Here is a 15,247-nt window from a genome sequence, read left to right on the forward strand (position 1 = left end):
GGCATAGTAACTCCGTTTCAGCTGCAATCCATACTTGCGCCGGTGACGTCTACCGCGATCTTCCTTGGAGTCACCATCGACATTAGCGGCGAGGCAACTGTGCACGACACGCTGTCTGAACGGTCCGGATTAATCTGCGTAATAGCTTCCGCGAAGCTACCAACCACTTATCACTGGTGACTCCGAATCTGTTCTGACGCCTGGAATCGACTGTTTGGCGGCTCTAGGCCCACAGAACTGCATCCACTCGTCCAGAACTGGCCAGACTACAGCACACCTGCTCAGCGACATACGGAGACATGTTGTTTGACGTTCGTGCCGATACGATGGACGTATGTTTGGAGCTGGCCTGCCACGTAACTGAAAGTCAATGGCAAGTGTAGTCACCATTGTAGACAACGGTACACAGCTTCCAATTCTTGGACAAAATCTACCTGTTGTTTTTTGTCGACTGCACCGAAAACCCCTACGATGCAATCGTTATCAGCACCAGCGCGATCGGCGAAGAAGATCCCGACTTCGCCAGCTCATGCTACGTTAACGCGCAGAAGTTAAGTTCACGACATACGGTCGTGGGAGTCCCTGTCAGTCACCAATACAATAACCGGTGATCTGCCGCAACAAGCTGGAAGACATCGAGCTCAACAATGACGTGAAGCCAATTCGCAGCTGACGCAGTAGGCTCACTTAGCCGAGCGGCTTCTTCGAACAACCGGTCAGTGTACCCGATAACGAGGCAAGCGTGCGAGAGTAAGGACAGCTCCATGGTCGGTCACCACGACGCCGGTGGGCTTGCGCTCGAATAGTTACAGAACCAACGTCTACTCCAGCCGTCGCACTCCCGGAGAAACCGGTGGCTGAGTCCACTCCCAAAGCGTCGGCAGCGCGACCAAAGTAGCATTTGCTCGGTGACGGCGCTAAAGTAGCGCAAATGCCTGATCAGGTTTACGGATCAAATGAACCTTTCCACGTCCATTGCAGGCAATAATTGTGCTTCCTTAACCCTGCTTAAAAGCAGTTATATACATTGGCTATCACACTATAACCGGTTTAGCGAAATAGTCGCATAGCCAGATTCCGTGCTTGACCACCCCGTCACGACCAAAACCAAAATCTGTGTCGGTCGGTGACACGTACAGACGCAAGACATAGAGGTTGTTAGCCATGGATATATGCGAGATACCGCATAGGGCTAGACTGTCATAGCCTCGGTGGGACTCAGTTGGTCAACCGATCCCCAACACTTGATCGGTCTGATCTGCAAAGGCCTGATGACCGGTCTGATAGCGGCTACGGCGGCGGCAGTATTGGCGTACTGCCATACCCTAGTGCAGGGAGGGTCCAAGCCAACTCTGGTAAGCCCCGACGGAGCGTTGACTGCCCCTGGCTCGGTCGACGCGCTGCCACACTGGCGCCCCTGTTATCAGACCCTGAATTAGGCACTTGACAGGCCAAGTGGCCACGCGATGACCGGGCGGCTCTTTGTGGACGCAAGACGAGCGGGCACCGATACAGCCCACATCAACCACTAAGCTGCTGATCGCAGGCACTGCTCACGCTCGATCGCGATGCTCAGCTCTTCACACGTATCGTTATCCCCGCCCGAGTCAGCAGGCCAGGACTGATCATGTTAATCGGTGGAGGTGATTCCAGCCTTCTCGGCGGCACCACCTGATCAGCAAAGTTAGCTTGCCGACGCAGCACACACCGGCAACCTAGCCCAGCGGGTTCGTCGCAGCGGCTTCACCCCCGACCTCGATACAGGTGGACACGTCGCAGTTCTCCAACGCCGAAATGGCTCCCAGCTGGGACCTCGCCGATATCGACGAGGTTACATCGCACCTAATCGAATTCAGTTATACTCGATAGTGCACAGGCCCAACACTGCCACTGCTGACTTAGCTCGTTCCCACACGCTAGCACTGGATGCCTACCGCACACTCGCCGACGCAGTGGGACTAGACCCTGCTGGCTGTAGTCCTTACCGCGACGGTGACGGTAGGACGCGATTAACTTCGTTGGTAGTCACCGCCCTTAATGGAACGGCTACGCACTCTAATGAACTAATGAACGCGTCCGATGGCTTGCTGGCTGAGGCAGTAAATCGTGAGGTCACCGCAACGACACATCACCAGCAAAATTTTGCCAGCGCTGACAAGACCGTTCTCGAGACTGCTCTGAACTTCGGTACCGACTTCACCGACACGTCTTTGCGTGGCACCAGTGGTTTGTCCACCAGAAACCGGCTCACCACCAAACACCCCTTGAGTCAGATGCTCAACATCGCCGCCAACTCAAATCACCGACAGCTAAGCTGTCTAATCGACTTGCTGCCGGTCGTCAACCGCAGCGGCACACTCACGCCGGCTCGGATCCTAGCGCGATGCTTGCTACCTTCCAGACGTGGGATGGGGCGTGCATACAAAGATGTATCCCTAATATTGATATTTGGTTGGTTCAAGCAATTGGTTGAAGCCGCTACAGCATTGGTTAGACCTGTCGGTTATACAGGCAGTCGGGGCGGCCGAGCCGTTTGCAATGGCTAACCGATCTCTACTGAGACCCGTAAACAGACTTTGAGTCTCTGCGAGACCTATGCCGATGCGCATAACACGATTATGTCTCCGCAGGAGATCGCTTACAACCGCACAGGATACAGTTTTTGGCAGTGAACAACGCACTTGGGCAACACACTACGAAGATCTCAGCATCCAACAGCAATACGGGCAGTCTTACATACAGAACGGTAAATCAATGGAGTTCCTATTTTATCACGTGTTTCAGGCGATCACTAAAATTCACTCCGTGGCAACAACAACCGATCACCAGCAAAACCGGGTCAGTCCAGCAGACACCATTTTGTACATATTATCGTGATCAACGAGTCGCCGTTATAATATTGGGCTGATACGATTTTCGATTACCCATGCGTCTCAACCATCAGAAACTTCTACGCATCGATGGACCTACCAGTAAGCGCTGCAAAGCATCACAAGCCCTCCGATTGTGCGGTTTAGCAGCGGAATCGAAGTCACGGTGGAATCGATCCAAGCTTCCCATGAGCACTTCTTCAGCTGGCTGCCGACCGAAACACCCATCCTAGATGGATGACACAAGACGATGGATGACACAAGACGAATCATGATAGGATTCAAAAAGTCTCAACCGCAACTCACTGATGGCTGGTAACGCGCAGCACGGCGTGTCACAACCGATCGATGGGTACCTGTCCGGCTGCGGCGATAGTGGCCATGTGCAGCAGCTCGATGACTCCCGGGCAGACCGATGTGATGACGAGCAGATGGCCCGGATCGACATCGACCGCCATGCGCACTCAACTCGTGCATACGTTGGCTTCGATAACGACAGCGCCGATTTCTTCTACTACTACGTTCGCGACCTGCCCTATGACCTCCTCGCGTCGTTTCGGTACCTCGCCCAGGGCAATTGTCGCGCCAGCGACGTGATCGAGCATGATGTCACTTTTTGCATGGGTAAGGCAAGTTGGTTTGTCGTGCTGTCCCGCGCCGCAGAAGTTCCCGCCCGCATCGCGTTTCAGACGCTGCGCTCCCCGGATAAGAAGTTTCCTTCTCCGGAGATCAGGGCCCGTTTGGTGAGGTAATGTCCGGCCGCTGACGTGGCACTCGCTGAGCAAAGCTTATCTGGGCAAGAATTGATTGGGTGAAGCTGGACACCACCATTGACGCACCAACCGCCGTTCACCTCGGCAAGCCATACCGGCAGGAATTCGACGAAGCCATCGATATTCCGACGGTCGACAGACCCATCGTGCGCTAGAACAACAGCTACGCTGACTACCCCGCAAAGTGGCGCAGTGGTATGAGTAGAGCCGCTCCCTCGAGCGTAGAGGCGTTAAAGCATAACACGATTAGTAGCTAATATAGCTGACGATGATTCACTATAAAAAAGAATACTAGCCACTCAAATTGATTGCACGCACCTCCGTGGTGTGAGTGCGCATCACTCAGCGAATTCTCGACAGATTCTTCGATGCCCCTACCTCAACACCACAAAAATCAGCCAAAGCACCGACGTCAGCATAATTCCCATGAGTGAACTAGTGGGTAAGTAGCTGTCTGCTGAACTGGTCGAGAATGACCTACACCCCCGCGGGCAGCAGTATGTCCGCGCCCAGAGCAATGGCGAATTCTTCTTTGTCGCCAATGCCCATGCCTGGCAGCTGCATATGCAGCTTAAGGCCTCCCGCTAATCCAGCAACATATTCGCGACTCGAGTTGTCCCATATGCTTCTGTCCCGCAACTGACAGCGACCGACTAGCGCATCTCGCCGATACGTGAAAAACCATAACCGCGAAGTCAATACAATCGTGCACGGAACCCCTGATCCACAGCACATTTGGTGTTGATGCGCGCGGCTCCCAACGAATCCGATATCGCATCCGATTCGAGGACTTTGCTTCCTTCCTCGACCACGCCCTGGTGGCCGCTGTCGATCTGCTTGCTGTGTTTCCGACGGTTAGCAAGTTACCGTCGGAAACACAGCCGCCGCTCCGCTACGCCAGTTTATTGTACCCCGGTTTCAGCGTTCTCCATTGTCGAATTACGCAATGCTGCTGATTTGTTCTACTCAGGAAGCCAGCACGGAATCTAGAGCTGAATAGAATAGCCCGAGGCCGTCGTCGGAGGGGCCGGTCAACACTTCGATGGCATGCTCGGGATGCGGCATCATCCCGACGACCCTGCCATTAGCTGAGCTAATGCCCGCGATATCGCGCAGTGAGCCGTTGATGTTGTCGTGATAGCGGAACACCACCCGGCCCTCACCATCTAACTCATCGAGCACGTTCTCGGATGCCACGTAACGTCCTTCGCCGGACTTCAACGATACCAACAGATCAGTCTCGGGCTCGAAACGCGATGTCCACGCCGTCGAGGTCGATATCACCCGCAACCACACGTCGCGACAGATGAAATGCAACCCCACGTTGCGTATCAGGGCTCCCGGCAGCAGGCCCGCCTCACAGAGCACCTGAAAACCGTTGCAGATTCCCAATACCGGCATGCCGCGCTGCACGGCATCGACAACCTCAGTCATTATCGGGGATAATCTAGCGATCGCACCGGCCCGCAGGTAGTCACCATAGGAAAACCCGCCGGGTACCACCACAGCGTCGACACCCTTGAGGTCGGCGTCAGCATGCCACAGGCTGACCGCCTCGGCTCCGACATGGCGCGCCGCGCGTGCGGCATCCACGTCGTCAAGTGTCCCCGGAAAGGTGATAACACCGATCCGCGCGTTCACTGCGACTCCCGAGTTATCGTCCAATCCTCGATCACGGTGTTCGCCAACAGTGACTCCGCGATCATGGCAAGCTCGGAGTCATCAACTGTATCATCAATTTCTAGCTCAAACCTCTTGCCCTGACGGACATCTGATATTCCGGTATGACCAAGCCGTCCCAGTGCACCGGCAATCGCCTGACCCTGCGGGTCGAGAATTTCCGCTCTAAGCATTACATGCACGACCGCGCGGGCCACGGGCGCTCCTCCTCAGATCGCACCAATCGACGCTAACTCTACCGACGAACCGTCCGGCCCTGACTGCGCGGGTAGCACCAGGGCACCTGCCGCTATGCCACCAGTAATCAGGCTCACAACCAAGATCACCCGTATCGCCCCAACGTACACAATCGTTGACATGCAACCGAAGCATTTCAGACATTCCTGCCTAATTGCCTAGTTCGACCACACAGCCATACTCCAATTTAATAATTTATTTTCGATACATAATAGCACGTTTAGAGGGAATCACCGGACTGTCCGTGATCCTGATTACCCATCAATATCCCGACCACATTGATGTCACGCGGTTGCCGTCGCTGCTCGAGACCAACCCGGACGCGCTACTGTACGCAGACCAGAGGGCAACCGGGTGCACCGTGCCAGACTGTGCACGTCGGCGACGAGTTGTCGATCGGAGAATTGGCCTTTCGGGCCATCGGTGGACAGCACGCTGTGATCCATCCAGACACCCTTGTAATATGAAGACATATTAATATCTGATCGGCAACGACAACCCTCCTGCCAGGTTGATACATCCCTATGACGCACTGTTCGTTACCGACGAGCTGGTGGGTGTATTGACCAATCCGACCGGTGGTCACGTGGATGAAGATTTCCGAAGCGATTGACTATCGGCGGCCGGATAGCATCGGCATACGCAACTCCCATCCACCAGGGGTAATCACTCCTGATGCGAAGGGCATCTACTACAGCCGGTTCACCTAGATGACCAGCACCGACTTTCCGGTGTTGCCCGAAGAACACACAGTTACCTTCTAACCGTGGCTAAAGTAACGTAATAGGCTGCCCCGCAGTCAAAGGCCCGACCGAAGAAGATGCATTTCACCCAGGAGCGTTCCCTCCAAGGACTGGGTGAAATGCACGACGCCTGGCTGAACCCAGCCCTATCTCGCCTGGCCGCGTACAACCCGCTAAGCAGCGGTGCCATCGGCCGTCATTGCCATTGCTTTGAAGTCAGTATCAATGCCATCCAATGTCTTTCGAGCGAGGATGTGCAACTTGAACGCAATCATCGATCCTGCCTTTGGATCAACTAAACCTGTGCGGCGCTGTCACCCGGGTTCACCGGTCGTCTAGATAGCAGCGGGCAAAGCGAATCACGCGTAACATAACCATCTTTGTTGAACTTGCTCGCTACCTCACGGTCGCACGCGATCAACTTAAGGCTTTCACTGATCCGGGCAGGCCGTATCAGGATAGCAGCAACTCCGCTACATTTTTCCTGGTCAAACCAGGCTTCTGCTCCTAACAGGATAACACAAATTCCTTCTCAAGGACCTTGGCGTGCCATATGAAAAATGGTTAGGTGTAGCAAGATTGTATGACGTATTTCAAGGTGCCGAAAGTATCGAACGGGGATGCAACGGGACCGGCAACCGCTTGCTAGCTGTATCCAGTCACAACAGCTACGGGCCCGTACGGACCCGGATGCCGTGGCGCGGCCAGATCGAATCGTAGTTGGTGATGCTCTCGGTGTAATGCCACATTCGGTCCGGGTTAATCACCTGGGCACCAGCCTTCTGAGAAATACCGATCATCCTGCCGGCAACATGAGCCGTTGCCCTGCGTAGTATCTGCTCGGTGACACGCCCATCCGCTCAGGCCTTTGACGCACCAGCTCGTTGTTGCTATCGATGCCACCACTGGTCACGATCACGACTGAAGAACAAATTCGATTTATTCCAAGGGTTTTTGTTATCGTGTAGCATCGCACTGCTGGGCCAAAGGCTCGAGAAACGAGCTCCGAACTCCAGTTACCTTGCCACCCTAGACGATTTGATCGTCGATCTGGTGATGGTGAGTTGCGCGCACCGTCGAACGGTCACACAGCTGACGCGCGAAAATCTCGACCAAAGCGGGCACGGTACCCCACGTCATATGGAAGCGTAGCACCGAGTTACCGTGCTCCTGTCCTTCATAGCAGCTGCGCTCAGCCTAACCTACCATCGGAATAATTTTCAGGCCCCGAGGCCGAGGCCAACTGCGCTTTTCTCCGTCCGTGAAATCGACATAGGCATGTGCCCATTGCCAATAATCCTCGAGTCGATCAAAGGCCGCCGTCTCCAGCTAATCTTGGAGCTCAAGTTGTGGCTGTCGCGGATACACTGGTAGCGTTGCTCCGGGCTGTTGACGCAGAACGGGATGCCAAATGACCAGAATGCCTTATCCGCCTAGATTTGCACTGGTCTCCTGGTCCAGGACGAGCACCCATAGCCCGCTGTCCACCAGTTCGCAGACAGCTACTAGGCCAGTGAGTCCAGCGCCGACAACAATGGCTTCACCTAAGAATCATGCCGATTTAGCGGAAGAATCGCTCGCCAGTACAGGGTTAGTGACCTCTCCAATCAGACGGCATCGAGCACGACCTTATCGGACCGCCATTTGTATACCGTTGCCGTGCAACCGTTCATTGAAACCAAAAGACAGCGTCCAGCATCGCTTGTAGCGGCCCAGGCTTGCGCAGTTGACGATCAGCAACGACGACGCGCACGACCCCGTCGCGGCACGCGGTACACTCGGTGGACAGTACAACCATACGACACCACCACGGCTCCGCCAAGAAGCCTTCTCCGATACCCAACACGCGGGCACAGACGGTTTTGTTCCGCGCCAAATCGGTGACTCGTTAAAATCAGTCAACAACCAAAATGATTCCGCTACAACAACTTGCCTATAACTGGCGACACCACCCAGCCCAGTACCGCGAATAGCCGGGTACGGAGCCCAAAGTATTCGAGTACCCGATCGTCGGCTACCAGCTGCAGGTGATCCTAGTGTGCACGCAGTATTGCAAACTCGCCACGCCGCTTCTTGGTTACCGCACCGTCGTAACCGTGCAGCACGAATAGCGTCGCAGCCGGATCGCCGAGCAATCAACCACTCGACGGTGTACGGATCGCGGTCGAGCCAGTAGTAACCCCTGAATCGGGGAGCAACCAGCACCAACAACGGGCATCCATCTGCGTGCAGAACGCATCGAAGTTGGCCAGGGTGTGTTCCCCGAGACCGACACGGTCAATTTTCCAGACACACTTGTAGTGTGCCGATCCGCCATGTCGGGACGATGAACTACACGCGGACAGCAAGCTTATATCCAACCCTGTTGCAGCGCAGGGTGTCGGCTTGGCGCAAGAAAGTTGAGCCGAGCATGAATTTCGGTCCATCGACTAACCAAATTCATGTACAGCCAGCAAAATTCTACCAAACGTAAGTGCTGGCAACCGGTACCAAATAATGTTCAGCAACGCCATAGATAAGGCACATATTCCGCATCGTCCGACGCTTCGCAATCCGCCACCCCGCAAGCAGCTGAGGCCAGCAGCGGTCACTAGCCCGACAGTCTGGATGCCAGGCTCTTCCAGATCGCCGGTGTCTGTGTGCTTGCCTCGGTCATGGCGGTGCTGGATGTCACTCCTCAACATCGCGCAACGCGCTTTTATCGTCCAGTGCGCGTCTAACCAAGCCATCGTCGCGTAGACCATGACCGGCTACACCCTGGCACTGGCAACCGTGATGCCAATCACCGAGTGGGAAGCTAATCGATTCAGCACCAAACGACTTTTCATGGGTTCACTTGCAGCGTTAAAGCTGCGCTCGCTGCTGTATGAGGTGAAGCCAAAAAATACTCTTTATCATAAGATTTCGCGCTTATCAGGGTATTGGCGATAGCATGCTGTTGCCGCTGGTACTTATTATGATGAACCGCGAAGCAGGATCAGCGCAGCTGGGCTACTTAATAACGGTACTGGGCGTACCTATGTTGCTGGGCCCAATCGGTGAGCCGATCCTGGGTGGTTAGTTAATAGACGCCTACGGCTAGAAGTGCATCCTCCTGATCAACATGCCAGTCGGGCTGTGTGCGTTCGCTCTCGCGACACTAGTGTTCGGAAAAGATTGTCCAGTTCCATCGGAGACACTCGACTGCGTCGGCTTGCTGCTGTCTCCCGACGTGGCGACATTCTTGTACGGGGTGTCGTCCATCCCGGGCCGCGGCACTGTGGCCGATCGCCATTTGCTGATATCGGTGGTCACCGACCTGGTGCTAATCATCGCTTTCGTCTTGCTCACCTAGTGCCGCGCCAATCACCCACTGATCGACCTGCGATTGTTCAGCAACCAGGTAGTCACCCGAGCCAATGTCACGATTCTTGTATTCGCTGTAGCATTTTCGACACAGGCCCGCTTCCTCCGCACTACTTCCAGCAAGCACTGCACCAAACGCCGATGGAATCGGGTGTGTACATAATTCACCCAGAAATTTGGCGATGCTGACGATGCCATTTTCCGGACACTCAATGGATAAGCGGGTCCGGGCAAGAGCGTGTTGTTGGGCACAGTCTGATATGTTTTTTTGGACACGTTCGGTGTCGCCAAGCAGGCCGACGACCTCACGACACTGCTGGCCAGGCTGACAATCATGGGCCTGAGTTGTAGGCTGCACAATAATACCGCTTGCGGATCGTCTGTGTAAGGCGTTGACCCCGCATCAGCTCGCCCGCGGAATGACGCTGAACAGCGTCAACTAGCAAGTGGGCTGCTCGATGGGAACCAGGCTCATGTCGGTAATGATGACCAGCAAATTAAATTAAAGCAAAATATCACCGCCGCAAGCAAGCTGCGTTCTCGCAGAATACAATACCGCCCAAAGCTGGATACCAATTGACCCGTAAGCAATTCCGATCCAAACCCTCACCCCAGACTTCGTTGGCAGTGTGCTGGAAAGTTTTTCCATATTCCTATCCCACTGTGTTCGCCCTGGCGGTCGTCTCAGTGGCGACGACCATCATTCCGGCGGTCTTTCTACTGAAGAAGCCACCGGGCTAAACGGTAACGCTTACCGATGAATCCAGCTTATCCATAGATAACATCATCACGATCAGCGTGACGACGTCCATCGGATCCACCGACCGCACTTGAATATTGATCGCGTCATTGAGCCACAACATCTAAAAACCATGTACCAGTGACCAAGCCGCCAACTTAGCGCAAACCGGATCAGTGTGTGCATTTCGGTCCCGCAACGTCGCTACGCCACGAACCAATTCGTAGCCGGCAGAGGCGTCGGCGGAGACGAGTTCATCGTTTGAGGAATCCAGCAGAGATTTGATGAACATCACCTGATAGTAGCCGGGGTGTTCGAGGGCAAACTGCATATAGTCCACGGCAGCGTCGGGGAATTGGGGCTGAGCAGCGATGAGCACCTAGGTGAATAGCTGAAATCCCTGCGTCACGAGTGCGGTGAAGAGACTTCGGCGATCGGTGAAACGGTACGTGGGCGCAGCATGTGACACGCCCGCATCCCGGCCGCCAATGCACGAAGCGAGACGCGACCGGCACCGCGCTCAGCCGCCAGGAGGGCGGCTTCAGTCAGTATCACGGTCCCGCAGATCGCCGTGATGGTAAGGCCGTACGGTCCACGCTACCGGTATAACACGCAAACTTGACAGTAGCTACATGACCGCCTACTTAAGCCGTGGAGAAACTAGGCAATGACTATGTTGGCTGGATTGGTGAAGTATTTGTGGTGGCTCCATCTATCACCCTACTGGTGGGCAGCGTTGCCACCAGGACCGTCGGCTAGCTAGGCGTGGGCTTTGTCAACAACTAGACCGCGGCACTTTCCGTCAGCTTGGCAGCTATTTTTTGCTTATCGGGATGACGCACTTCGTGCCACCGATGCGACGCGATCTGATCGCGATCATGCCGCCCAGGTTGTCCATGTTTGATCTGCTGGTCAGCGTTACCGAAGTGCTCGAACTACTGGGCGCTACGAGCATGTTACTTAAACGCTATTCGCACAGCAGCCGCAGTGTGCTTGCTGGCGTTGATGCTGGCTATGTTCCCAGTCAACGTTTACGCCGCGCAAATGCCCCATCCGCCTAATTCGATGACGACGCGGCTACCCCTGCGCACCGCCACCGAGGTCATCTACCTCGGTGGCGGTGCCATACTGATCGACGTCGACAGCAGCTAGCAGCCAAGCATATTGGAACGCGGTTTCCTGCCAAGCCTTGTAGCGTCCGCTTATGCCAGCATGGCCCGCGGCCATCTGGGTTTTCAACAACACTGGATTCCCGTCACTCTTTGTGTGCCGCAGTGCTGCAATCCACTTCGCCGGCTCTACATAGTGGACCCTGGTATCGTGCAGTGATGTCATAGCCAAGATGGCAGGATATTGTTTGGCTTCGACGTTCTCATAGGGAGAATAAGACTTAATATATGAGTAAAAATCACTGTCAATCAACGGATTTCCCCATTCATCCCACTCCGTTACGGTCAGAGGTAACGAGGGATCCAGCATAGTGGTCAGCGGATCAACAAACGGCACCTGAGCGAGGATTCCGGTGAAGAGATCCGGTGCTATGTTAGCTACCACTCCCATCAACAGGCCTCCCGCGCTACCGCCCAATGCTACTAATTCTTGTGATCGTGTCTGCCCTGAATCCACCAAATGCTTTGCCACCGAAATGAAGTCAGTAAACGTGTTCTTCTTCTCCAAGAGCTTGCCATGCTCGTACCACAGCCGTCCCATTTCACCACCGCCCCGAACGTGAGCAATGACAAACATCATTCCCCGGTCCAGCAGCGACAGCCGCGGTATGGAAAAACTCGGATCCACACAAATCTCGTATGCACCATAGCCGTAAAGCACTGCCGGAGCAGGAAATCGGATAGCGGCGCGATGAACGATCGACACTGGGATCCAGGTGCCGTCATCCGCCTGCGCCCATTCACGCCGTTCAACATAGTCCTCATGCTTGTAGCCGCCGAGAACGGGCTGCTCGCGTAGCAACGTCCGCTCACCGGTAGCCAAATCCACGTCATAGACACGGACCGGGGTGACAAACGATCCTGCCCGGATCCGCAGTTTGGGCGAAACCCAGTTCGAATTGGCTTCCAGGCTGACCCACATCAGTTCAGACTCGAACGAGATCTCTTCCGGCTCTCCGTAGCTCCCGTCGGGGTCGATAGGCCACAACTGAACCCGGGGCAACGCCTCACGTCGATAGCTGACCACCAGATAGCCAGCGAAGGCATCAGCACTGTCCAGTCGAACGTCGTCGCGATGTGGAATCAGGGTGCGCTGCTGTTCTGGATTGCTAACCGGTGACTCCACCAGTGTGAAGTTCACCGCACCGTCATTGTGTAAAATCAAGAACCGGTCTTGTCCCCCGACTAGGCCGCTGGGGGCATGTTCTACCGAGTACTCGATGCCGTCACGCCGTGGTAACACGACGGTGAACTGCGCATCCGGGTTAGTCGAGTCCGCGTAGCGCCACTCGGAGGTGATGGCCGACCCGGCGGCTATAAATATGTAAGCTTCACTTCGGCTAAGGCCGACCGCGAGCCAGAACCGTTCATCAGCTTCATGATAAACTTGCTCCGACGGCTGACCGGAGCCGAGCCGACACCGCCACACTGTATCCGGACGCCGGGACTCATCCAAAGTCAGATAGTACACGGTGCGGTTGTCAGCAGCCCAGGTCGCTCCGGCGCCGATACCCACAATCTCGTCAGGGTATCGTTCTCCGGTACGTAAGTCCTTGAACCGCAGCGTATACCGCTCGTCACCGACGAAGTCCACAGAATAAGCTAGCAGATTGGAATCCAAACTGACCATGAAGGTACCCAGTGCAAAAAAGGCATGGCCCTCCGCCTCAGCATTCGAATCGAGCAAAACCTGCTCACCGGATATTTCAGTGTTCTCGTATAGGGCCGGCGGAGTCCAGTCATCGGGACTTGCTACCGGACAACGACACTGGACGCGATATTGCTTACCCTCGAAGGTGCGGGAATAGTACCACCAGTTGGCTTGGCGAGTCGGCACCGACAGGTCGTTTTCCTTAGTACGCGCCTTGATCTCATTGAAAATCTTCTGCTGCAACGGCTCAAGGTGGGCAGTCATCTGGTTGACGTAATCGTTTTCAGCATCGAGATAAGCAACAACTTCGGGATTGTTATTGTCGCGCAACCATTCATACGGATCAAAAAAGACGTCTCCGTGGCGCTCCCTGCGAGTCTCCACGCGCTTGGCGATGGGCGGTACGGGTGTACCCCTGGATGTCTTTGTCATGCTCCTGGACCGATCCAATCGTCGAAGCTCATACCGGAAATCCGTTCATAAACTTCGACATAGCATAGACGGGTGGCCTCGATAATGTCATCCGGTAGCGACGGCGGGGACAATGCTCCAGCGCGGACCCAACCCGACTCAGGACTGACAAGCCAGTTACGGACGAACTGCTTGTCGAAGCTTCTCTGAACCACACCGACCCGGTAGTCGTCGACTGACCAGTACCGCGAGGAGTCCGGTGTGAAAATCTCATCGGCCAGAAGCAGGTTGCCGTCGCGGTCGATACCAAATTCAAACTTAGTGTCAGCTATGATTATTCCGGTCTTCAGTGCGTGATCAGCTGCCTGAAGGTAAATCTGCAAAGTCCGGTCGCGTAGCTGGTTGGCACGCACCACACCCACCATCTCAATCATCCTGGAAAACGAAATGTTCTCATCATGTTCTCCTAGAACAGCTTTCATAGCCGGGGTGAAAAGCGGAGCGGCGAACCTGCTGGCTTCGACCAGGCCTGGCGGCAACGGGATGCCGCAAACCTTCCCGGTCGCCTGATAATCCAATAGTCCCGAACCGGTCAGGTAACCGCGAGCTACACACTCCATCGGCAGCATGTCCAGCTGCCGAACCACCAGCGCGCGGCCAAGCACCTCCTCGGGAATGCGCGGGTCGTCGGGCGGCCCGGCCAGGTGGTTGGGAGCGTCTACGAAGCTAAAGAAAAACACACTCATCGCGGTCAGGATCCGGCCTTTGTCCGGAATCGTGCTGTCCAGAACGTAGTCGAACGCCGATATCCGATCCGACGCAACCATTAAGAGGTGCTCGTCGTCGATGCGGTATATCTCGCGGACCTTGCCGCTGGCCAAATGCCGGTAGTCGAACAATGCGGGACGCATAAGGCTTAGCCTATCCGGAACCCCCAAACGCGCTTTCAGACTGGCTCTGTGTTGGGATCAGAACTATGAACTCACGGTTTTTACCCTACGCTACTAGCCCCGGCCGGCTTACGATCCAGCTGCTCAGCGACATCGCCGTCGTCATGTGGACAACGTTCTGGGTACTAGTCGGTATAGCCGTATACAATACCATCTCGACAATCGCCGACACCGGCGCGCAAGTCGAGAGCGGCGCACACGGGATCGCCGACAACCTGGCGTCAGCAAGCCATGGCATGCAACTCATCCCGGTGTTGGGCAATGCGGTGAGCAAGCCCTTGACGTTGACCAGCGCGGCAGCGCTCGACATCGCAGACGCCGGACATAGCCTAAACACCACAGCGAGCTGGTTAGCGGTGTTACTCGCGCTAGCAGTCATCGCGTTGCCGATCTTGGTAGCGGTGGTGCCGTGGCTGGTCCTGCGGTTCTGGTTTTTCCGGCACAAATGGACGGTGACCACCCTGGCCGCGACCCCGGCCGGCAAACAACTCCTGGCGCTGCGCGCATTGACTCTCCGGTCGCCGAGCAAGCTAGCCGCCGTGAGCGCAGATCCGGTCGGCGGGTGGCGCCGTGAGGACCCCGGCACCATCCGCGGTCTTGCCGCACTCGAACTGCAATCGTCCGGGATCACGCTTCGTGTGCATTAACCTAAGCGTGACATCACGTGTAGCGGTGCGCC

Annotated in this window: 10 protein-coding genes and 7 pseudogenes; 6 read left to right on the plus strand and 11 right to left on the minus strand. The window is 55.5% G+C overall.

Translation table 11 applies throughout. The features are described from left to right. Positions 1-257 precede the first annotated feature (257 nt). Entirely contained in the window at positions 258-383 is a 126-nt protein-coding gene (locus tag ML_RS19545) for a Dyp-type peroxidase domain-containing protein (protein WP_368730488.1), read from the plus strand. A gap of 1,683 nt (positions 384-2,066) precedes the next feature. Next, the gene (locus ML_RS19550; protein ID WP_145985212.1) at positions 2,067-2,546 is read left to right on the plus strand and encodes a D-alanyl-D-alanine carboxypeptidase; all 480 of its coding nucleotides are present in this window, start codon (positions 2,067-2,069) and stop codon (positions 2,544-2,546) included. Between the two features lie 553 nt (positions 2,547-3,099). Here ML_RS19550 and ML_RS16665 read toward each other — a convergent pair. Beyond that, positions 3,100-3,331: pseudogene (locus tag ML_RS16665) on the minus strand (hypothetical protein); the annotation flags it as partial. A 48-nt stretch (positions 3,332-3,379) separates the two neighbouring features. Between ML_RS16665 and ML_RS18165 the strand changes: the two are divergent. Next, positions 3,380-3,795: pseudogene (locus ML_RS18165) on the plus strand (transglutaminase-like domain-containing protein); the annotation flags it as partial. Positions 3,796-4,120: 325 nt separating this feature from the next. Here ML_RS18165 and ML_RS11335 read toward each other — a convergent pair. The 4 genes from ML_RS11335 to ML_RS11350 form a co-directional block, all read right to left on the minus strand. Then, positions 4,121-4,282: a hypothetical protein gene (locus tag ML_RS11335; protein ID WP_156511851.1), complete on the minus strand. Its 162-nt coding sequence runs from the start codon at positions 4,280-4,282 to the stop codon at positions 4,121-4,123. A 327-nt stretch (positions 4,283-4,609) separates the two neighbouring features. Beyond that, positions 4,610-5,284: a phosphoribosylformylglycinamidine synthase subunit PurQ gene (gene purQ / locus ML_RS11340; RefSeq protein WP_010908773.1), complete on the minus strand. Its 675-nt coding sequence runs from the start codon at positions 5,282-5,284 to the stop codon at positions 4,610-4,612. Further along, on the minus strand, positions 5,281-5,520 hold the full coding sequence (gene purS, locus ML_RS11345; protein WP_010908774.1) for a phosphoribosylformylglycinamidine synthase subunit PurS: 240 nt from the start codon (positions 5,518-5,520) through the stop codon (positions 5,281-5,283). The genes purQ and purS overlap by 4 nt, the downstream gene beginning before the upstream one ends. A 12-nt stretch (positions 5,521-5,532) precedes the next feature. Continuing rightward, positions 5,533-5,682 carry a hypothetical protein gene (locus tag ML_RS11350; protein ID WP_156511850.1) on the minus strand — a complete coding sequence of 50 codons (150 nt, stop codon included), beginning with the start codon at positions 5,680-5,682 and terminating at the stop codon, positions 5,533-5,535. 55 nt (positions 5,683-5,737) lie between these two features. On the opposite strand from ML_RS11350, the pseudogene ML_RS18170 reads away from it, so the two are divergent. Further along, a pseudogene (locus ML_RS18170) lies at positions 5,738-6,270 on the plus strand (MBL fold metallo-hydrolase). A 169-nt stretch (positions 6,271-6,439) separates the two neighbouring features. Here the strand turns inward: ML_RS18170 and ML_RS16675 are convergent. From ML_RS16675 to ML_RS11370, 4 genes and pseudogenes are all read right to left on the minus strand, one after another. Beyond that, a pseudogene (locus ML_RS16675) lies at positions 6,440-7,839 on the minus strand (FAD-binding protein); the annotation flags it as partial. Positions 7,840-7,910: 71 nt separating this feature from the next. Further along, a pseudogene (locus ML_RS16680) lies at positions 7,911-8,596 on the minus strand (DUF2334 domain-containing protein). A gap of 1,011 nt (positions 8,597-9,607) precedes the next feature. After that, positions 9,608-10,006 carry a hypothetical protein gene (locus ML_RS16685; RefSeq protein ID WP_231846622.1) on the minus strand — a complete coding sequence of 133 codons (399 nt, stop codon included), beginning with the start codon at positions 10,004-10,006 and terminating at the stop codon, positions 9,608-9,610. Between the two features lie 379 nt (positions 10,007-10,385). Beyond that, positions 10,386-10,994 (minus strand): annotated as a pseudogene (locus ML_RS11370) (TetR/AcrR family transcriptional regulator). A 95-nt stretch (positions 10,995-11,089) separates the two neighbouring features. On the opposite strand from ML_RS11370, the pseudogene ML_RS11375 reads away from it, so the two are divergent. Next, positions 11,090-11,539, plus strand: a pseudogene (locus tag ML_RS11375) (DoxX family protein). Here ML_RS11375 and ML_RS11380 read toward each other — a convergent pair. After that, positions 11,465-13,639, minus strand: coding sequence for a S9 family peptidase (locus tag ML_RS11380; RefSeq protein WP_010908775.1), 2,175 nt, complete (start codon positions 13,637-13,639; stop codon positions 11,465-11,467). The pseudogene ML_RS11375 and the gene ML_RS11380 sit on opposite strands and share 75 nt — an antisense overlap. Then, the gene (locus ML_RS11385; RefSeq protein ID WP_010908776.1) at positions 13,636-14,529 is read right to left on the minus strand and encodes a phosphoribosylaminoimidazolesuccinocarboxamide synthase; all 894 of its coding nucleotides are present in this window, start codon (positions 14,527-14,529) and stop codon (positions 13,636-13,638) included. Before ML_RS11385 ends, ML_RS11380 begins: the two co-directional genes overlap by 4 nt. Positions 14,530-14,594: 65 nt before the next feature. Here ML_RS11385 and ML_RS11390 point away from each other — a divergent pair, with 65 nt between their 5' ends. Continuing rightward, complete coding sequence (locus ML_RS11390; RefSeq protein ID WP_010908777.1) at positions 14,595-15,215, plus strand: hypothetical protein; 621 nt, start codon at positions 14,595-14,597, stop codon at positions 15,213-15,215. Positions 15,216-15,247: the final 32 nt, after the last annotated feature.

The sequence above is a fragment of the Mycobacterium leprae TN genome, assembly GCF_000195855.1.
GTDB classification, from domain to species: Bacteria; Actinomycetota; Actinomycetes; order Mycobacteriales; family Mycobacteriaceae; genus Mycobacterium; species Mycobacterium leprae.